The organism is Desertihabitans brevis (assembly GCF_003327535.1).
Classification (GTDB): domain Bacteria; phylum Actinomycetota; class Actinomycetes; order Propionibacteriales; family Propionibacteriaceae; genus Desertihabitans; species Desertihabitans brevis.
Genome location: NZ_QOUI01000008.1, coordinates 48947 through 67578, shown reverse-complemented (window position 1 = coordinate 67578; position 18632 = coordinate 48947). Strand labels below are relative to the sequence as shown.

Below are 18632 nucleotides of genomic sequence, written 5' to 3'. Positions count from 1 at the left end.
GGCCGCTGGGGCGCGGGATCAGAACGTCTCGCGCGGTCGGTGCACGCCCCAGACGTCCCGCAGCGCGTCGCACACCTCGCCCACGGTGGCGCGCCGGCGCAGCGCCTCCTTCAGCGGCACCAGCACGTTGCCGCTGCCGGCCGCCACCCGCCGGACCTCCTCCAGGGCGGTCCGCACCGCGGCCCCGTCGCGGGAGGCCCGCAGCCGGGCCAGCCGGGCGGTCTGCTCCGCCTCCAGGGCCGGGTCCAGCCGCAGCGGCTGGTAGGGCTCGTCCTCCTCGACGGTGAACCGGTTGACGCCGACGACCACCCGCTCGCCCTCGTCGACCTCGCGGGCCACCCGGTAGGCGATCCGCTCGATCTCGCTCTTCTGGAAGCCCTCCTCGATGGCCCGCACCGCCCCGCCGCGCTCCTCCACCGCCGCCATCAGCCGCAGCGCCTCGGCCTCCAGGTCGTCGGTCAGGCTCTCCACCACGTAGGAGCCGGCGAACGGGTCGACGGTGGCGGTGAGGTCGGTCTCGTGCGCGAGCACCTGCTGGGTGCGCAGGGCCAGCCGGGCCGCCTTCTGGGTGGGCAGCGCGATCGCCTCGTCGAAGGAGTTGGTGTGCAGCGACTGGGTGCCGCCGAGCACCGCGGCCATCGCCTGCACCGTCACCCGCACCAGGTTGACCTCCGGCTGCTGGGCGGTGAGCTGGACGCCCGCGGTCTGGGTGTGGCAGCGCAGCATCATCGAGCGCGGGTTCTGCGCGCCGAACCGGTCGCGCATCAGGTGCGCCCAGATCCTGCGGGCGGCGCGGAACTTCGCCACCTCCTCCAGCAGCGTGGTGCGCGCGACGAAGAAGAAGGACAGCCGCGGCGCGAACTCGTCCACCGCCAGCCCCGCCCCCAGCGCCGCGTCGACGTAGGCGATCGCGTTGGCGAGGGTGAACGCGATCTCCTGCGCCGGCGTGGCCCCGGCCTCGGCCATGTGGTAGCCCGAGATCGAGATCGTGTTCCAGCGCGGCAGGTGCTCGCGGCAGTAGGCGAACGTGTCGGCCACCAGCCGCAGCGACGGCTCGGGCGGGAAGATGTAGGTGCCGCGGGCGATGTACTCCTTGAGCACGTCGTTCTGGATGGTGCCGGTGAGCCGCTCGGCGGGCACCCCCTGCTCCTCGGCGACCAGCTCGTAGAGCAGCAGCAGCACCGCGGCGGGGGCGTTGATCGTCATCGAGGTCGACACCTCACCCAGCGGGATGGCGTCGAACAGGACGGCCATGTCCTCCACCGAGTCGATCGCGACCCCCACCTTGCCGACCTCGCCGGCGGCCAGCGGCGCATCGGAGTCGTGGCCCATCTGGGTGGGCAGGTCGAAGGCGACCGAGAGCCCGGTGGTGCCGTGCCCGATCAGCTCGCGGTAGCGGGCGTTGGACTCCCGGGCCGTGCCGAATCCGGCGTACTGGCGCATCGTCCAGGGACGTTCGGTGTACATGCCGGGGTGGACGCCGCGGGTGTAGGGGAAGCCGCCCGGCTCACCCAGCGCGGCCGGATCGGCGCCCTCGCGGTCGGCCGGGCCGTAGACCCGGGCGAAGGGGGTGCCGGACTCCGTCTCGCCACGCACCACCCGACCTCCTCGACGCTGCTGGGCACCTCCGCCGCGGCCGATGATGCCACGCCGGTCGACGTGGCAGGATCAGCCGCATGACGACCCCACGCCGGATCGACGTCGACACCCCGGACGGCCCGATGCCGGCCGACTGGTTCGCGCCGCGGGCCGAGCCGGCCGCCACGGTGGTGCTGTTCCAGGAGATCTTCGGCGTCACCGACTACATCCACCGCCGCAGCCGCGACCTGGTCTCCGAGGGCTACGGCGTGCTCGTGCCGCACCTGTACTGGCGGCTGGGCGAGGACGGCACCGCGCCCGTGGTCACCGAGACCGACGCCGACGCGCTGGAGCGGGCGATGGGCCTGGCGCAGCGGCTGGACCTGGAGACCGCGGTGGCCGACGGGGTCAGCGCGGTCGAGACCGTCCGGCGCTACGACGGCTCGACCGGGGTGGGGCTGCTCGGCTTCTGCTTCGGCGGCGGGGTGGCGTTCGCGGTCGCGGCCCGGGTGCGGCCGGACGTCCTCATCGGCTACTACGGCTCGGCGCTGCCGTCACTGCTCGACCTCGCCCCGCAGGTCACCTGCCCGAGCCTGCACCACTTCGGCGAGGCCGACTCCTTCATCGACGCCGACGCCCAGGCCCGCGTCCGCGAGGCCGTCACCGCCGCCGGCGCCACCTGGATGGCCCACCCCGGCGCCGACCACGCCTTCGACAACCACCTCGGCGCCTGGCACCACCACCAGGCCGCCGTCAACGCCTGGCACGCCACCACCGAGTTCCTCGACGACCACCTCCCCACCGCCTCGGTCCCCCACCCGTCCTGACCGCCCGTTCGGGATCCGGCACCGACATCGGTGCGCGATCCCGAACTGGGAGCTCAGCGACAGCGCCGGCAGCGGCGGAAGGTGCCGTCCCACCCTCGCTGGCGGAGCAGCAGCCCGACCTGGGCGGCCACGTAGCACGGGTCGGCGACGGTGTCCTGCCAGCCGTACCGCAAGGTCGGTCGACCCCGCAGCTGGTTCCGGTTGTCGCGGCGCATGTCCCGGAACACCCTCGCCCGGTGCCACAGCGCACCGTCGAGCTCGACCACGACGCCGAAGTCCTCGTAGACGACGTCCCGGCGTGTTCCGTCGGAGCGGTGCTGACGGCGGGGACGGGGCAGGCCGTGCGCCGACTCCACGTCCGTCCGGTAGAGACGCTCCAGCGGTGACTCGACGCCCTCGGCCACCTCGGCCAGCAGGTCGCCGAGCAGCGCGCGCTGCGGCACCCGCCCTCGGCGGGCCATCGCGGCGCGCACCCGTCGGGCCGTGGTGCGCCGCGACAGCGCCACCGAGAACAGCAGGTCGACCAGCCCCGCGGCCGGGAGGACGCCGGCGAGGTCGAGCACCGTCTCCTCCACGCACAGCGTGGGTGGGCGCGACGGCCCCGTCCGACGCGACAGCCGGTCGAGCCGGAACCGCCAGGGGCCGCCCGACTGCGGTGCCCGCGGCCCCCGGACCCAGACGTCGATGACGTCCGGAGCGTCGAGCAGACCGTGCACGTGTGCCGCGGCCCGTCCTCCGAGGAGGCTCCCGGCGTCACCGACGCGCAGCCCGGCCCACGCCCGCGCCGTCCAGTCGGGCGGCTGCGCCGTGGTCAGGTAGGTCCCTCGTCCCAGCGGGTGCCAGAGGCCGTCCCGGGTGAGACGCCCGACCACCCGCCGGCTGAGGCCGTGCTGCTCCGCCTCGGCACGGGTGACGACGCCCCCGTGGCGGGCCGCGAGCTCGAGGAAGGCGGCGGACGGACGGACCCTGGCGTGCACCCGTCCACGCTCCCACCCCGGACCACCGCCCGACGCCGACTCCGCCACATCTGTGGACGGGCCGCCAGTTCGGGATCCGGCACCGACATCGGTGCGGGAAGGCGAACCGGGACCGGGCTCAGCGCACCTGGCGGACGAGGGCCTCGGCGGCGTCGAGGATGAACGACGTCTCCCGCGCCCAGTGCGGCTCCTGGCTGCGGTAGGGGCCGGTCGCCAGCGAGATGATCACCGCGGCCGCCCGCAGCCGCAGCTCGGCGGGGTCGACGCGGGTGTCGAACACGGGCACCCAGCCCTGCAGCAGGGCCCGCACCCGGGCCGCCTGCTGGGCGTTCATCCGCTGCACGGTGGAGAGGTGGGCGACCAGGCACGCGAGGTCGTCGACCCGGCGGCCGGGGCCGATGGTGTCGACGTCGAGGACGCCGACGATCCGGCCGGCCTCGACGTGCACCTGGCCCTCGTGGAAGTCGCCGTGGGTGGGCTCGTCCCCGGGGCTGATGCCGGCCAGCCCGGACTGGATCTCACCGGTGATCCAGTCCAGCCGCCGGCGCTCCATCGGCAGCGCCCGGGAGACCATCTGGCTGTAGTGCTGCACCGAGTCGGTCCACGGCGGACGGCGCTGCAGCTGGCTGACCGCCGGCGGCATCGCGTCCAGCAGGGTGATCAGCGCCTCGGCGGTGCACGGCGGGCGCTCGTCGAAGATCGCCTTGGCCAGCGGACGTCCACCCAGCTCGCGGAGCACCAGCAGGTAGTCCTCCGTGGTCGCCACCACCGGCGGGGCGGGGACGCCTGCCTGGAGCAGCATCCGGTGGCGGCGCTCGACGTCGGCGAACAGCTGGGCCCGCAGCACCTTGACGTAGAACACCGCCCGGCCCGCCGGCGAGTCCACCGTGACCCGCAGCACCGCCCGGCGCCGCGGCCGGTAGGCGATCATCTCCAGCGTGACCTCGTCGGGACGCACCGGCCGCGGCAGCACCCGCTGGTTGGTGAGCAGGTCGGCCATCTGGTCGGGGTAGGCGGCCCGCGCCAGACCCGGCAGGTCAGGATCCTTCGGGTAGAGCCACACCGCCATCCGCCGGTCGCCGGCGGCGAAGATCTCGGCCCGCTCGTCGCTGGGCGCCGGGCCGCCGGCCCGCGCACTGACCCCGAGCAGCTCGTCACGGCGGCCGAAGGGCCACTTCACCGAGGCGTGGTAGGTGGCGGTGGTGGAGTGCTGGGGGTTGGCGTCGACGTGGTCCATCCGCCAGTCGAGCAGCTGCCCTCCGGCGTGCTCGACCGCCGCGCTCAGCAGCTCACCGACGTCGCGGGAGGTGAGCAGCCGCGAGCCATCAGGGTCCTGCTGCTCCACCGGCACCTCCCGGGCGAGTCGACCTGGTCCGCGCGCCGCCGTGTCAGCGCGCTGTGCCCGCCGCACCCGCAGGGCGCACCAGGCCAACCGCATCGTAGACGTCGGCCAGCGTCTTCGCCGCGACCGCGCGGGCACGTTCCGCGCCGGCGAGCAGCAGCGCCTCCAGCTCGGTCCGTTCCTCCATCAGCTCCAGGGTGCGCTGGCGGAACGGGGCGATGACCTCCATCGCGGCGTCGGCCACGGCGACCTTGAGGTGGCCGTACATCTTGCCCTCGAAGTCCGTCACCAGCTGCTCCACGGAGCGTCCGGTGAACACCGAGAGCAGGTTGAGCAGGTTGGACACCCCCGGCTTGTTCTCCTCGTCGTAGGCGATCACGGTGTCGGAGTCGGTGACCGCGGAGCGGAACTTCTTGATGTTGGCCTTCGGCTCGTCGAGCAGCTCGATGATCCCGTTCGGCGAGGAGGACGTCTTGCTCATCTTCGAGGTCGGGTCCTGCAGGTCCATGATCTTGCCGACCGAGCTGACGATGTGGGGCTCGGGCACGGTGAACACCTCGCCGAAGCGGTGGTTGAACCGCTGGGCGAGGTCGCGGGTCAGCTCGAGGTGCTGGCGCTGGTCCTCCCCCACCGGGACCCGCTCGGCCTGGTACAGCAGGATGTCGGCGGCCATCAGGATCGGGTAGGTGAACAGCCCGACGTTGGCCTTGTCGGCACCGACGCGGGCCGACTTGTCCTTGAACTGGGTCATCCGGCTGGCCTGGCCGAACCCGGTCAGGCAGCTGAGCACCCAGGCGAGCTGGGCGTGCTCTCCGACGTGGCTCTGGGCGAACACCGGCGAGCGCACCGGGTCGACGCCGGCGGCCACGAACTGGGCCGCGCTGCGCAGGGTGCGCTCGGTCAGCTGCTGCGGCTCGACCTCGACGGTGAGCGCGTGCAGGTCGGCGACGCCGTAGAAGGTCTCGTAGTCGTCCTGCAGGGCCACCCACTGACGCAGCGCACCGAGGTAGTTCCCCAGGTGCAGGGAGTCGGCGGTGGGCTGGGTCAGGGAGAGCACGCGGGCTGGCATGGCGGTCATTGTTCCATCGTCGGGACGCCGCCGCGTCCGGGTTCTGGCCCGGACGGTCTCACGACGCCGGGGTGGCCGGGGTCGCCGGACGCGCGCCGACCGTCACCCGGAACCGGGCGGCGCGGCGGCCGTCCAGCTCGAGCACCTGGAAGCGGACCGGGTGCCCGGGCTCGTCCTCGCCGGCGTCGGGCCCGCGCAGCTCGACCTCGAGCTCGTCGCCGGGCAGCGGGAGACGTCCGAGCCGGGCCATGAACCACCCGGCCACAGTGTCGTAGGGGCCCTCGTCGAGGACCAGCTGGTGGCGCTCGGTGAACTCCTCCAGCGTGGTCAGCCCGTCCAGCTCGCCGGCCGCCGGCGCGGGCGTCCCGACCACCACGTCGTACTCGTCGGTGATGTCGCCGACCAGCTCCTCGACCAGGTCCTCCATGGTCACGATGCCGGCGGTGCCGCCGTACTCGTCGCGGACCACCGCGAGGTGGGCGGCGCGACGCCGCATCTCGGTCAGCGCCGGCAGCATCCGCACCGTGTCGGGCAACGAGATCACCGGGCGGACCAGCTGCTGCACGGTGCTGGCCCGCCCGGCCAGACCGGGGTCGAAGAGGTCGCGGACGTGCACGAAGCCGACCACGTCGTCGGTCGACTGGGCGGTCACCGGGTAGCGGGAGTGCGGCGCGTCGCGCACCTCGCGGACGGCCCGGGAGACGGGGGTGTCCCCGGCCAGGAAGTCCACCTCGGTCCGCGGCACCATCACCTCCCGCAGGCTGCGCTCGCCCGCGCTGAACACCTCGTCCACGATCCGGCGCTCCTCCGCGCCGAGGGTGACCGAGGTGCTGACCATGGCGCGGATCTCCTCGTCGGTGACCTCCTCCCGGCTCGCCTTCGGATCGCCGCCGAGCAGCCGCACCGCGACGTTCGTCGACGCCCCCAGCAGCCAGATCACCGGCCGGGCCAGGGTGGCGATGAAGTCGACCAGCGGCGCCAGCGCCAGCGCGAAGCCCTCGGCCCGCTGCAGCGCGAGCCGCTTGGCGGTGAGCTCGCCCAGCACGATCGAGAGGTAGGAGATGACGATGGTGATGGCGACCAGGGCCAGGGTGTCGGCCACACCGGCCGGCACCCCCCGGGTCTGCAGCACCGGCGACAGGTCGTCGGCGAGGGTGGCGGCGCCGAAGGCGGCGGAGAGGAAGCCGGCCAGGGTCACCCCGATCTGCACCGCGGAGAGGAAGCGGTTGGGGTTGGCGGCCAGCCGGGCCACCTTCTGACCGCGGCTGCCGCGGTGGCTGAGGTTCTTGACCTGGCTCTCCCGCAGCGACACCAGCGACATCTCCGCCGCGGCGAACACCCCGCCGATCACCGTGAAGAGCAGGATCAGCCCGATGTTGACGAGCGTGGAGTTCACGCGCTGAACCCTAGTCCGCCCGGACGGCGGCGGTCAGCGTCCGTCGACGACGAGGTCGGCCCGCAGGTCGGGACGCTGCTGGGCGAGGTAGTCCTCCTCGCTGGGGATCCACTCAGCCAGCCACCGCTCGCGCCACACCCGCTCGCCGTCGCGTGCGCGGGCCCGGGCGTGGCGGACCGCGGCCGGGACGTCCACCCAGACGGTGAGGTCCCAGGGCACCGCCAGCCGCCGGTCGGTGGCCGAGACACCCTCGACCACGACGGGGACGCCCGGAGGCGCGTGCTGCCAGTCCAGCGGCCGGTCGGCGGCGAGGTCCCAGCGCTGCCAGCGCGCCGCCCGGCCCGCGAGCAGCGGCTGGAGGACCTGGCTGGTGAAGAGGTCGTGGTGCCAGGTCGGCACACCGGGACGGGCGAAGTCGTCGACGTGCACCACCACGGACCCGTCCAGCGCCCCTCGCAGCGTCTCGGCGAAGGTGGTCTTGCCCGAGGCGCCCATCCCGTCGACCCCGACCCAGGACGTCCGCCGCAGGGGTGCGAGCCTCTCCCGCACCTGCCGGACCGCCTCCGCGGCATCGATCACGGCACTCCTCCGGGGACGGTCGCGGGGCTAGGCTGGCGGCGCGGGTCCGCGCACCTCGACGGTGCCTCACGAAAGGCTGCTGCGTGTCGTCACAGTACTTCGCGGGAGGAGACCCGGGACCGCACCGCGACGACCGGACGGGCGCCGAGCCGACCGAGCCGCTCCCCGCCGTCCCGACCCCGGCCGGGGCGACCTGGCCCTCCGACGCGGCACCGCCCGAGCCGACCCGGCCGCTCGACCCCGGGGCCACCGCCTGGGGCCCGCCCTCCTCCGCCTCGGCCGACCCGTACGCGACGCAGCCGCTGCCGCCGTACCCGCCCGCCGACCCGTACGCCCCGCGGCCCTCGGCATCCGCCGATCCCTACGCCGGCCAGGCGATGGTGCCGGCGTCCTTCCCGGCCCACCCGTACGGGGGTCCCTACCCCGTCGCGCACCCCTACGCCTCGCCCTACGGGTCCGAGCCGAACTGGTCGGACAAGTCGAAGACCACCGCCGCCGTGCTCGCCTTCTTCCTCGGCGGCCTCGGGGTGCACAACCTCTACCTCGGCCACACCGGCCGCGGGGTGGCCCAGCTGCTGATCTGGGTGCTCGGCATCTGGCTGTTCGGCATCGGTCCCCTCATCACCGGCATCTGGGCGCTGATCGAGTTCGTCCTCATCCTCACCGGCACGATCGGCGACCGCCAGGGCCGGGCGCTGCGCTGACGGTCCGCCGACGACGGCCGGTCTGCGCCGACCCGGGGCGGATTGCTAGCGTCACCCCGACAGGGCCCGGACGGGCCGCGGACACCGCGCCGTCGGCGCGAGGAGGAGTCGAGACGTGAGCAACGCACCCGTCAAGGTCGCCGTCACCGGGGCGGCCGGTCAGATCTGCTACAGCCTGCTGTTCCGCATCGCCAGCGGTGCGCTGCTCGGGCCGACCCAGCCCGTCGAGCTGCGGCTGCTGGAGATCACCCCGGCGCTGAAGGCGCTGGAGGGTGTGGTGATGGAGCTCGACGACTGCGCGTTCCCGCTGCTCAGCTCGGTCGAGATCGGCGACGACGCCACCCAGGTGTTCGACGGGGTCAACCTCGCCATGCTGGTCGGGGCCCGTCCGCGCAGCAAGGGCATGGAGCGCAGCGACCTGCTCGAGGCCAACGGCGCGATCTTCACCGCGCAGGGCAAGGCCCTCAACGACCACGCCGCCGACGACGTCAAGGTGCTCGTCACCGGCAACCCGGCCAACACCAACGCGCTGATCGCGATGACCAACGCCCCCGACATCCCCCACCACCGCTTCAACGCGCTGACCCGCCTCGACCACAACCGCGCCCTCACCCAGGTCGCGCAGAAGGCCGGCGTGCCGGTCGCCGAGGTGACCCACATGACGATCTGGGGCAACCACTCCGCCACCCAGTACCCCGACCTGTTCCACACCGAGATCTCCGGCCGCAACGCCGCCGAGGTCATCGACGACCAGGCCTGGGTCGAGCAGGACTTCCTGCCCACCGTGCAGAAGCGCGGCGCGGCGATCATCGAGGCCCGCGGCGCCTCCTCGGCCGCCTCGGCCGCCAACGCCACCGTCGAGCACATGCGCGACTGGGTGACCGGGACGCCGGAGGGCGACTGGATCTCGATGGCGGTGCCGAGCGACGGCTCCTACGGCGTGCCGGAGGGCCTGATCAGCTCCTTCCCCTGCACGGTCACCGACGGCGAGTACTCCATCGTGCAGGGCCTGGAGATCGACGACTTCTCCCGCGGCAAGATCGACGCCACCGTCGCCGAGCTCGCCGAGGAGCGCGACGCGGTCCGCTCCCTCGGCCTCATCTGAGCGACGCAGCGACGGCCCGGGGTACACCGCACCCCGGGCCGTTGCACGCCCGGACGACCCGGACGCCCGGGGGCGTTCCCACCGCGATCAGCGCAGGTAGGCCAGCACCGCCATCGCCACCCCGGCCCCCAGCAGCAGGACGACGTCGACCGCCTGGTGGCGCACCCGCAGCAGCCCCACCGCCCGCCGCGGCAGCACCAGCCGGAGCACCCCGGCCAGCACCAGCCCGCCGGCGCAGGTCCACAGCCCGACCCGCCACTGCCCCAGCGCGCACAGCACCAGCCCGGCGGCGAACACCGCCAGCGAGGCCAGCAACGGCCAGGGGTTCAGCGAGCGCGAGGTGGCGGCGCTCGGACGTCCGGCGGGCTCCATCAGGACCGGCTCAGGCGGTGGCGGCCATCGCCTCGGCGCGGTCGACCACGTTGCTCAGCAGCATCGCCCGCGTCATCGGGCCGACACCGCCCGGCACCGGGGCGATCAGCCGGGCCTTCTCCAGCACGGAGGGGTGGAAGTCGCCGACCAGACCGGCCTCGGTCCGGGTGATCCCGACCGCGACCAGCACCGAGCCCTCGGCGACCATGTCGGCATCCACCAGGTCCGGCACGCCGGCGGCGGCGATGACGATGTCGGCGCGGCGGGTGTGCGCGGCCAGGTCACGGGTGCCGGTGTGGCACAGCGTGACGGTGGAGTTCTCCGAGCGGCGGGTCAGCAGCAGCCCCATCGGACGCCCGATCGTGGTCCCGCGGCCGATCACGCACACCTCGGCGCCGGCCAGCTCGACGTCGGAGGCCCGCAGCAGCTCGATGATCCCCCGCGGCGTGCACGGCAGCGGCGCGGGCGTGCCGAGCACCAGCCGGCCGAGGTTGGTGGGGTGCAGCCCGTCGGCGTCCTTGTCGGGGTCGACGAGCTCGAGCATCGCGTTCTCGTCCAGGTGGCCCGGCAGCGGCAGCTGCACGATGTAGCCGGTGCAGGCCGGGTCCTCGTTGAGGGCCTGCAGCCGCTCACGCAGCTCGGCCTCCTCCACGTCGCCGGGCAGCTCGACCGCGATCGAGGTGATCCCCACCTCGGCGCAGTCACGGTGCTTGCCCCGGACGTAGGAGTGGCTGCCCGGGTCGTCGCCCACCAGCACGGTGCCCAGCCCGGGCACCACCCCGCGCTCGGCCAGGGCGGCCACGCGGCGCTTCAGGTCGTCCTTGATGGCGGTGGCGACGGGCTTGCCCAGCATGGTCTGTGCGGTCATCTCGCTCCTCGGGTGCGGGCGGTGGTCAGTGGAAGAAGTGCCGGGAGCCGGTCAGGTACAAGGTGACGCCGGCCGCGCGGGCGGCGGCCACCGTCTCCTCGTCCCGCACCGAGCCGCCCGGCTGGACGATCGCGCGGACGCCGGCGTCGATGAGGATCTGCGGCCCGTCGGCGAAGGGGAAGAAGGCGTCGGAGGCCGCCACGGCACCACGGGCCCGCTCGGCACCGGCCCGCTCGACGGCCAGCCGGCAGGAGTCGACCCGGTTGACCTGACCCATCCCGACCCCGACCGAGGCGCCGTCACGGGCCAGCAGGATGGCGTTGGACTTCACCGCCCGGCAGGCCCGCCAGGCGAAGACCAGGTCGGCCAGCAGCGCCTCGTCGGCGGGCTCGCCCGCGACCAGGTTCCACTGCGCCGGGTCATCGCCCTCGGCCTGCATCCGGTCGGCCTGCTGCAGCAGCAGCCCGCCGCTGACCGCCCGCAGCTCGGTGGCCGGACGGTCCTCGTCCGCGCAGCGCAGCAGCCGGATGTTCTTCTTGGCGGTCAGCACCTCCAGCGCGCCCTCCTCGTAGTCGGGGGCGACCACCACCTCGGTGAACACCTCGGCGACCTGGCGGGCCATCTCCACCGACACCGGGCGGTTGGTGGCGATGACGCCGCCGAAAGCCGACACCGGGTCGCAGGCGTGGGCCCGCCGGTGCGCCTCGGCGACGTCGGCGCCGACCGCGATCCCGCACGGGTTCGCGTGCTTGATGATGGCGACCGCCGGCTGCTCGAAGTCCAGCGCGGCCCGGCGGGCGGCGTCGGTGTCGACGTAGTTGTTGTACGACATCTGCTTGCCGTGCAGCTGCTCCGCACCGGCCAGGCCACCGCCGGACGGGTCGGTGTAGAGGGCGGCCGCCTGGTGCGGGTTCTCCCCGTAGCGCAGCACGTCGGCGCGCTCCCAGGTGGCGCCCAGGAAGGACGGGAACACCTGGTCGGGCTCCGCACCCAGCCCGTTGGCGAACCACGACGCCACCGCGACGTCGTAGGCGGCGGTGTGCGCGAACGCCTCGGCGGCCAGCCGGCGGCGCTCGACCAGGGTGAACCCGCCCGCGCCCAGCGCCCGCTCCAGCTGCCCGTACTGGCTGGGCGAGGTGATGATCGCGACCGAGGGGTGGTTCTTCGCCGCGGCCCGCACCATCGACGGCCCGCCGATGTCGATCTGCTCGACGCACTCGTCGGGACTGGCGCCGGAGGCGACGGTCTCGGTGAAGGGGTAGAGGTTGCTCACCACCAGGTCGAACGGCTCCGCTCCCAGCTCGGCCAGCTGCTCGCGGTGGCTGGCCAGCCGGCGGTCGGCGAGGATCGGCGCGTGCACCAGCGGGTGCAGCGTCTTGACCCGGCCGTCGAGGCACTCGGCGAAGCCGGTGACCTGCTCCACCGGGGTGACCGGCACCCCGGCGTCGGTGAGCCGGCTGGCGGTCGAGCCGGTGGAGACGATCTCCACCCCGGCGGCCTGCAGGGCGCGCCCGAGCTCGACCAGACCGGTCTTGTCGTAGACCGAGACGAGGGCCCGCCGCAGCGGCACCCGGTCGGGGGCGTCGGCGTCGGTGACGGGGCTGTCGGTCATGACGGGTCTCCTCGTTGTCTCGCCCGGACGGTGCCGGGGCCGGGTCAGGACTGGGTGCGGGCGAGCCGGTCGACGGTCTCGACCAGGATCTCGCGCTCGACCACCTTGATCCGCTCGTGCAGCGTCTCCACGGTGTCGTCCTCGCGGACGTCGACCGCCCGCTGGGCCAGGATCGTCCCGGTGTCCACACCGGCGTCGACCATGAACACGGTGGCCCCGCTCACCTTCACCCCGGCGGCCAGGGCGTCCCGCGGGCCGTGCATCCCGGGGAAGGACGGCAGCAGCGCGGGGTGGGAGTTGATGGTGCGGCCGCCGAAGACGTCCAGGAAGGCCTCCCCCAGCAGCTTCATGAACCCGGCGCAGACCACCAGGTCGGGTCGGTGCTCCGCGACCGCCTCGGTCAGCCGGGCGTCCCAGGCCGACCGGTCCGCGCCGCGTTCGAGCGGGACGACGAAGGTGGGGACGCCGGCCCGCTCGGCCCGCTCGAGGCCGGCGATGCCGGTGCGGTCGCTGCCCACCGCGACCACCTCGACCGGCAGCCGTCCGGCCGCCGCGGCGTCGAGCAGCGACTGCAGCAGGGTGCCCGACCCGGACACCAGGACCACGACACGCATCGCCACCCGCCAGACCCTATCGCCTGGCCCGGCGGCGGGCGATCCGCGCGACGACCGCCCCGGACCGAACGCCGGCCGGGTCAGCGCCTCCGGCGGAGCACCTGGGTGGCCTCGGCGTCGTCGAGGCGACGCAGCACCCGGGTGTCCTCCTCCTGCGCCTCGTCCGGGCCGTCGGCTCCCGGACCGACGGGCCGGCGACGCACCAGCAGGCCGTAGACGAACCCGGTCACCAGCCCGGCGATGCCGAGCACGGTCACCGACATCACCGCCAGCTCGGTCAGCCGCGGACCGAGCCCGGTCAGCCGGCCGCTGCCGAGGCTGCCGCGGGAGGCGGCTCCGGCCACCGTCAGCACCAGCCCGGTGAGCGCCGCGGCGAGTCCGCCGACCAGGCAGGCGGCGTCGAAGCGCAGCGGGCGCAGCCCGCGCAGCAGCACGACCGCGGTCACCGCACCCGCGGCCACCCCGGCCAGCAGCCACAGGCAGGACGTCCACGTCCCGATCCCCTCGGGGGGCAGTGCCCCGAGCACGGGGATGCCGGGCAGCAGCCCGAGCTCGGTCACCATCGGGGAGACCACCGAGTCGGTCGCGACGGTGAACCCCGCACCGAGCAGGTAGCTCATCGCCCACAGCACCAGGTTGGGCAGGTAGGCCAGCTGGGCGAGCACCAGCACCACCGCGGACACCGGCTGCGGCGCCGCTCCGCCGCTGAGCGCCTGCACCTGCTCGAAGTGCTGGACCACCGAGACGACGAGGACCGCGGCCGAGGCCAGCCACATCACCGCCACCCCGGCGCCGACGGCCCTGGGCAGCCGGCGCAGCCAGTCCGGCAGCGCCCACGGCAGCCCGACGGCCCGCACCGCACCCCACCACCCGCCGGCGGCGGCGAGCACCGCACCTCCGGCCAGCACCCGGACCAGCTGGTCCGGGGTGCCGACCAGGGTCGCCACCACCGCGAGCGGCAGCAGGTAGCCCAGCACCAGCAGCACCACGCACCGGGTCAGGACCCCCCGGGTCGCGCGCACCGCGGCCGGCGCCTGGCGCGCGGCGAACCCGGCGACCTGGGTGAGCACCAGCAGCTGCAGCACGGTCAGCCCCAGCGGCACCAGCGTCCAGGTGCTCGTGCCGAGGTGGGCGTTCCCGCCGTGGCCGGCGAACCAGAACTGCGTCGCGGCCCGCAGCGGCAGGGTCGAGGGCCCGGCCATGTCGGCCAGCCAGCCGACCAGCACGAGCGCCGCCGGCAGCAGCCAGCCGACCGCGCTGGCCGCCGTCCCACCACCCACCGCGGCCAGCCACGCCGGCACCACCGCCGGCTCGGCCGCGGGCGCCGTCCGCTGCCCGGCCTCGGTCACGCGGAGGGTCGGCAGCCGGTCTCGGACGCTGGTGGCGGGAGGAGTCATAGCCCGTCCATCGTCGCCCCCGACCCCGCCCCGGCTCGCCCTGACACGCCCGAGGGGCTAAGTTTGGCCGCGCTGGAGGGTGACGGGATACGCTCGGCGATTTTGGGTTGCCCGGAGCGCGGCACTACAGTAGGCGCCTTTGATCGACGAGAAGGAGCAGGCGAGTGGCCGACAAGGACGCTGGCGGTAACCCCCGCCGCGCGATCCCCTGGTCCGACGACCCCTCCCGGCCGTCCACCGACACCCCCCGCCCGAGCCGCGCCCGCCGCAGCCTGGAACCCTGGCCGGCGGCCGAGGGCGACCAGGACGCGACCGGCGCCGAGCCGACCGGTGCCGACCGGAGCCAGACCCCCGCCCCGCGGGCCGGGTCGACCCAGGACCGCCGGACGACCGCGGACGCGGCAGCGCAGGACACCCCCGACGCGCAGCCGACCGTGACCATCCAGCCGGCCAGCACGCCGGCCCGCGACGCCGAGATCACCGCGGCGGCCCCGGCCAGCTACGCCGAGAGCCAGCCGGCCGAGCCGAACCCGTGGGGACGCCCGGGCACCGTCCCGGCCGACCCCCGCCCGGTGTCGAGCCAGACCCAGCACCAGCGCTCGGCCAGCTCCCCGCCGCCGATGTGGCAGGAGCCGCACCGCCACCAGCTCGACCGCCGGACCCGGATGGGGCTGCTGGTCTCCGCGCTCGCGCTGGTGATGGTGACCTCGCTGGCGATCGGCTTCGCGGTCTGGGCCAACCAGCCGCCGCAGGTCACCGCGCCGCCGGTCGGGACGACCCCGACGCCGAGCCCGGTCGCCCCGCTCAACACCACCTCGATGCTCACCGACCGCGAGGCCGACGCGATCTCGCCCGAGGCGGGCTGGAAGATCAGCCTCGACGAGGAGGGCATCGCCGAGGACGCCCCGCAGCCGGTGTGCCTGCTGCGCACCGAGCCCGGGCTGCCGACCCCGGAGATGTCTCGGCTGCGCACCCTCACCACGGCCAGCGAGGCCGAGACCGCCGTGCTGCACCAGGCCGACCTCTACCCCACCGAGGCCGACGCCCAGCGGGTCTTCGAGAGCCGGCTGGCCCAGCTCGCGGGCTGCCCCCGCCAGCCGGTCTTCATGGCCGAGGGCTGGAAGGTCGACGGTCTGGGCGACCAGGCCGCAGGCGGGCTCGCCGTGATCGAGGACGAGCCGAACACCTTCCACTCGGTGGTGCTCGTGCGCACGGGCCGGCTGGTCAACGTGCTGGACGCCGCCCAGCAGGACGGCTCGGTCAGGTCCGACGGGCTGGTCGAGGCCGCCACCGACGTCGTCACCGGCCAGTGCGGTGCCGTCGACGGGGCCTGCGCCGATGACGTGACGGTGACCAAGGGCCTGCCGCCGCTCGGCGACTCCGAGCCCGGCTTCCTGGCACCTGTCGACGTCCCCCGGATCACCCGCGGCGCGGGCGAGTGGGGTCCGACGGCCGTGGAGACCGACTTCACCGACGTCGCCCTGAGCCGGTGCGAGGGCATCGACCCCGCCACGGTGAGCGGTCCGGAGACCCGCGGCAAGGTGACCTACCTGCTGCAGCGTGACCCCGACGCCCCCAGCCAGTTCGGTTTCGACGAGGTCGTGCTCTCGATGGAGGACGCCGAGGCCGCCACCGCACTGGTCGACGACTACGAGGAGTCGGTCGAGGGGTGCGAGGAGGAGTTGCGCACCGCCGACGTCTCCGAGCCCCAGCCGATCGAGGGATCGGTCGGCAAGAGCAAGATCGCCGGCACCGCCTACACCGTGACCCAGTCGACGGGGGCGGACGAGGAGGTCAGCTACCGGATCGCGATGGCCAGCGTGGACGAGAAGGTCGTCTACCTGGGCCTGCCGCTCGACCCGGAGGCCGCCGACTTCGACTTCTCCGACGAGCAGTGGACCGAGCTGGCCGAGCGCGCCGCAGGTCGCACCACCCAGGCCGGCTGAGCCGACCGACCAGCCCCGGACGTCCCGGCGTCCTCGTGGCGTTCCGCCCCCACCGACGACGACGGCCCGCACCCCTGAGGGGTGCGGGCCGTCGGTGCGTGCGGCTCAGGCCAGCGAGGCCATGATGTCGCGCATCAGCGCGGCGGTCTCGCTCGGGGTCTTGCCGACCTTGACGCCGGCCGCCTCGAGGGCCTCCTTCTTCGCGGCCGCGGTGCCGGCCGAGCCGGAGACGATGGCGCCGGCGTGGCCCATCGTCTTGCCCTCCGGCGCGGTGAACCCGGCGACGTAGCCGACCACCGGCTTGGTGACGTTGGCCCTGATGAACTCGGCGGCCCGCTCCTCGGCGTCGCCGCCGATCTCGCCGATCATGACGATCGCGTCGGTGTCGGGGTCGTCCTGGAAGGCCTGCAGGCAGTCGATGTGGGTGGTGCCGATGACCGGGTCGCCACCGATCCCGACCGCGGTGGAGATGCCGTAGTCGTTGAGCTCGTACATCATCTGGTAGGTCAGGGTGCCCGACTTCGACACCAGGCCGATCCGCCCGCCGGACGTGATGCTGGCCGGGATGATGCCGGCGTTCGACACCCCCGGGGTGATCAGGCCGGGGCAGTTCGGGCCGATGATCCGGGTCTTGGAGCCCTTCGCCAGGCTCCAGAACTCGGCGGTGTCCCTGACCGGGACTCCCTCGGTGATGACGACGGCCAGCGGGATCTCGGCCTCGATCGCCTCGACCACCGCGGACTTGGTGAACTTGGCCGGCACGAAGATCACCGACACGTTCGCCTGGGCCTGCCCCATCGCCTCGGCGACGGTGCCGAAGACGGGGACGGTGACCCCGTCCTCGAAGTCGACGGTGGTGCCCGCCTTGCGCGGGTTCACGCCGCCGACCACATTGGTGCCGGACTTGAGCATGAGCTGGGAGTGCTTCATGCCCTCCGAGCCCGTCATGCCCTGGACGATGACCCGGGACTCGGAGTTCAGGAAGATTGCCATGTCAGTCGCTCCTCAGTTCGCAGCCAGCTCGGCAGCCCGGCGGGCTGCACCGTCCATCGTGTCCACCTGCTCCAGACCGGGCAGCCCCGCGTCCCGCAGGATCTGCCGGCCGAGCTCGGCGTTGTTGCCGTCGAGGCGGACGACCAGCGGCTTCGGGTCGACGCCGCGGCCCTGGAGCAGCTCGAAGGCCTGCACGATGCCGTTGGCGACCGCGTCGCAGGCGGTGATGCCGCCGAAGACGTTGACGAAGACGCTCTTCACCTGCTCGTCGTGCAGGATCACGTCCAGCCCGTTGGCCATCACCTCGGCGCTGGCGCCACCGCCGATGTCGAGGAAGTTGGCCGGCTTCGGCGCACCGGGGAACTCCTCGCCGGCGTAGGCGACGACGTCCAGGGTGCTCATCACCAGGCCGGCACCGTTGCCGATGATCCCGACCGAGCCGTCCAGCTTGACGTAGTTGAGGCCCTTCTCCTTGGCCTTGAGCTCCAGCGGGTCGGCGGCGGCCACGTCGGCCAGCTCGGCGAACTCGGGGTGGCGGAAGTCGGCGTTCTCGTCCAGCGTGACCTTGCCGTCGAGCGCGATGATCGAGCCGTCACCGGTCTTCACCAGCGGGTTGACCTCGACCAGGGTGGCGTCGCTGGCGGTGTAGACCGTGCCCAGGGTGACCAGCACCTCGGCGATCTTGGCGCGGTCGGCCTCGTCGAAGCCGGCGGTGGCGACGATCTCCTCGGCCTTGGCCGCGTCGATGCCCACCGCAGGGTCGACCGGCACCCGGGCCAGCGCCTCGGGACGCTCCACGGCGAGCTGCTCGATCTCGACGCCGCCCTCCTTGCTGCACATGGCCAGGTAGGAGCGGTTGGCGCGGTCGAGCAGCAGGGAGAAGTAGTACTCCTCGGCGATGTCGGCGCCCTCGGCCACCATCACCGTGCGCACCACGTGACCCTTGATGTCGAGCCCCAGGATCTCCCGGGCGCGCTCGGCCGCCTCGGCCGGGCTCTTGGCGATCTTCACCCCGCCGGCCTTGCCACGGCCACCGGTCTTGACCTGGGCCTTCACCACGACGACCGGGGTGCCCAGCTCCGCCGCAGCGGCCTCGGCCTCCTCGGGCGTGGTGGCGGTGATGCCCCGGAGCACCGGCACGCCGTGCGACTCGAACAGGTCGCGCGCCTGGTATTCGTAGAGATCCACGACGATTCCATCCTTCTTCCGGGGCTCGCGGGCCCCAACGTCGGTCCCCGTCCGGTCAGGCCGTC

17 protein-coding genes are annotated in these 18632 nt (G+C 73.7%); 4 read left to right on the top strand and 13 right to left on the bottom strand.

What is annotated here, in order from left to right:
* Positions 1 to 18: 18 nt before the first annotated feature.
* The gene (locus DT076_RS13380) at positions 19 to 1599 is read right to left on the bottom strand and encodes an acyl-CoA mutase large subunit family protein (protein WP_233493955.1); all 1581 of its coding nucleotides are present in this window, start codon (positions 1597 to 1599) and stop codon (positions 19 to 21) included.
* A 77-nt stretch (positions 1600 to 1676) separates the two neighbouring features.
* On the opposite strand from DT076_RS13380, the gene DT076_RS13375 reads away from it, so the two are divergent.
* Complete coding sequence (locus DT076_RS13375; protein ID WP_114127195.1) at positions 1677 to 2405, top strand: dienelactone hydrolase family protein; 729 nt, start codon at positions 1677 to 1679, stop codon at positions 2403 to 2405.
* Positions 2406 to 2458: 53 nt separating this feature from the next.
* On the opposite strand, the gene DT076_RS13370 is transcribed toward DT076_RS13375, so the two are convergent.
* The 5 genes from DT076_RS13370 to DT076_RS13350 form a co-directional block, all read right to left on the bottom strand.
* Positions 2459 to 3382 carry a type IV toxin-antitoxin system AbiEi family antitoxin domain-containing protein gene (locus DT076_RS13370; RefSeq protein ID WP_158548134.1) on the bottom strand — a complete coding sequence of 308 codons (924 nt, stop codon included), beginning with the start codon at positions 3380 to 3382 and terminating at the stop codon, positions 2459 to 2461.
* A 118-nt stretch (positions 3383 to 3500) separates the two neighbouring features.
* Complete coding sequence (locus tag DT076_RS13365) at positions 3501 to 4727, bottom strand: phosphotransferase (RefSeq protein ID WP_233493954.1); 1227 nt, start codon at positions 4725 to 4727, stop codon at positions 3501 to 3503.
* A 43-nt stretch (positions 4728 to 4770) separates the two neighbouring features.
* On the bottom strand, positions 4771 to 5802 hold the full coding sequence (gene trpS / locus DT076_RS13360; RefSeq protein ID WP_114127192.1) for a tryptophan--tRNA ligase: 1032 nt from the start codon (positions 5800 to 5802) through the stop codon (positions 4771 to 4773).
* A 49-nt stretch (positions 5803 to 5851) separates the two neighbouring features.
* The gene (locus tag DT076_RS13355) at positions 5852 to 7189 is read right to left on the bottom strand and encodes a hemolysin family protein (protein WP_114127191.1); all 1338 of its coding nucleotides are present in this window, start codon (positions 7187 to 7189) and stop codon (positions 5852 to 5854) included.
* A 33-nt stretch (positions 7190 to 7222) separates the two neighbouring features.
* Positions 7223 to 7768 carry a nucleoside/nucleotide kinase family protein gene (locus DT076_RS13350; RefSeq protein ID WP_114127190.1) on the bottom strand — a complete coding sequence of 182 codons (546 nt, stop codon included), beginning with the start codon at positions 7766 to 7768 and terminating at the stop codon, positions 7223 to 7225.
* An 83-nt stretch (positions 7769 to 7851) separates the two neighbouring features.
* Here DT076_RS13350 and DT076_RS20030 point away from each other — a divergent pair, with 83 nt between their 5' ends.
* Positions 7852 to 8472, top strand: a complete 621-nt coding sequence (locus DT076_RS20030; RefSeq protein ID WP_233493953.1) for an NINE protein — start codon at positions 7852 to 7854, stop codon at positions 8470 to 8472.
* A 115-nt stretch (positions 8473 to 8587) separates the two neighbouring features.
* Positions 8588 to 9577, top strand: a complete 990-nt coding sequence (locus DT076_RS13340; RefSeq protein WP_114127189.1) for a malate dehydrogenase — start codon at positions 8588 to 8590, stop codon at positions 9575 to 9577.
* An 87-nt stretch (positions 9578 to 9664) separates the two neighbouring features.
* Here the strand turns inward: DT076_RS13340 and DT076_RS13335 are convergent, their stop codons facing one another.
* The 5 genes from DT076_RS13335 to DT076_RS13315 all read right to left on the bottom strand — a co-directional run bounded on the left by DT076_RS13335 (position 9665) and on the right by DT076_RS13315 (position 14440).
* Entirely contained in the window at positions 9665 to 9949 is a 285-nt protein-coding gene (locus DT076_RS13335; RefSeq protein WP_114127188.1) for a DUF3017 domain-containing protein, read from the bottom strand.
* Positions 9950 to 9959: 10 nt separating this feature from the next.
* The gene (locus tag DT076_RS13330) at positions 9960 to 10817 is read right to left on the bottom strand and encodes a bifunctional methylenetetrahydrofolate dehydrogenase/methenyltetrahydrofolate cyclohydrolase (RefSeq protein ID WP_114127187.1); all 858 of its coding nucleotides are present in this window, start codon (positions 10815 to 10817) and stop codon (positions 9960 to 9962) included.
* A gap of 25 nt (positions 10818 to 10842) precedes the next feature.
* Positions 10843 to 12429: a bifunctional phosphoribosylaminoimidazolecarboxamide formyltransferase/IMP cyclohydrolase gene (gene purH, locus DT076_RS13325; protein ID WP_114127186.1), complete on the bottom strand. Its 1587-nt coding sequence runs from the start codon at positions 12427 to 12429 to the stop codon at positions 10843 to 10845.
* Between the two features lie 44 nt (positions 12430 to 12473).
* Positions 12474 to 13049, bottom strand: a complete 576-nt coding sequence (gene purN / locus DT076_RS13320) for a phosphoribosylglycinamide formyltransferase (RefSeq protein ID WP_114127185.1) — start codon at positions 13047 to 13049, stop codon at positions 12474 to 12476.
* A 74-nt stretch (positions 13050 to 13123) separates the two neighbouring features.
* Entirely contained in the window at positions 13124 to 14440 is a 1317-nt protein-coding gene (locus tag DT076_RS13315; protein ID WP_114127184.1) for a cell division protein PerM, read from the bottom strand.
* 164 nt (positions 14441 to 14604) lie between these two features.
* Between DT076_RS13315 and DT076_RS13310 the strand changes: the two genes are divergently transcribed.
* A complete protein-coding gene (locus DT076_RS13310) occupies positions 14605 to 16386 on the top strand; it encodes a hypothetical protein (RefSeq protein ID WP_114127183.1) in 1782 nt (593 codons plus the stop codon).
* A 105-nt stretch (positions 16387 to 16491) separates the two neighbouring features.
* Here the strand turns inward: DT076_RS13310 and sucD are convergent, their stop codons facing one another.
* Positions 16492 to 17379: a succinate--CoA ligase subunit alpha gene (gene sucD / locus DT076_RS13305; protein ID WP_114127182.1), complete on the bottom strand. Its 888-nt coding sequence runs from the start codon at positions 17377 to 17379 to the stop codon at positions 16492 to 16494.
* A gap of 12 nt (positions 17380 to 17391) precedes the next feature.
* On the bottom strand, positions 17392 to 18567 hold the full coding sequence (sucC, locus tag DT076_RS13300) for an ADP-forming succinate--CoA ligase subunit beta (protein WP_114127181.1): 1176 nt from the start codon (positions 18565 to 18567) through the stop codon (positions 17392 to 17394).
* Between the last annotated feature and the right edge of the window lie 65 nt (positions 18568 to 18632).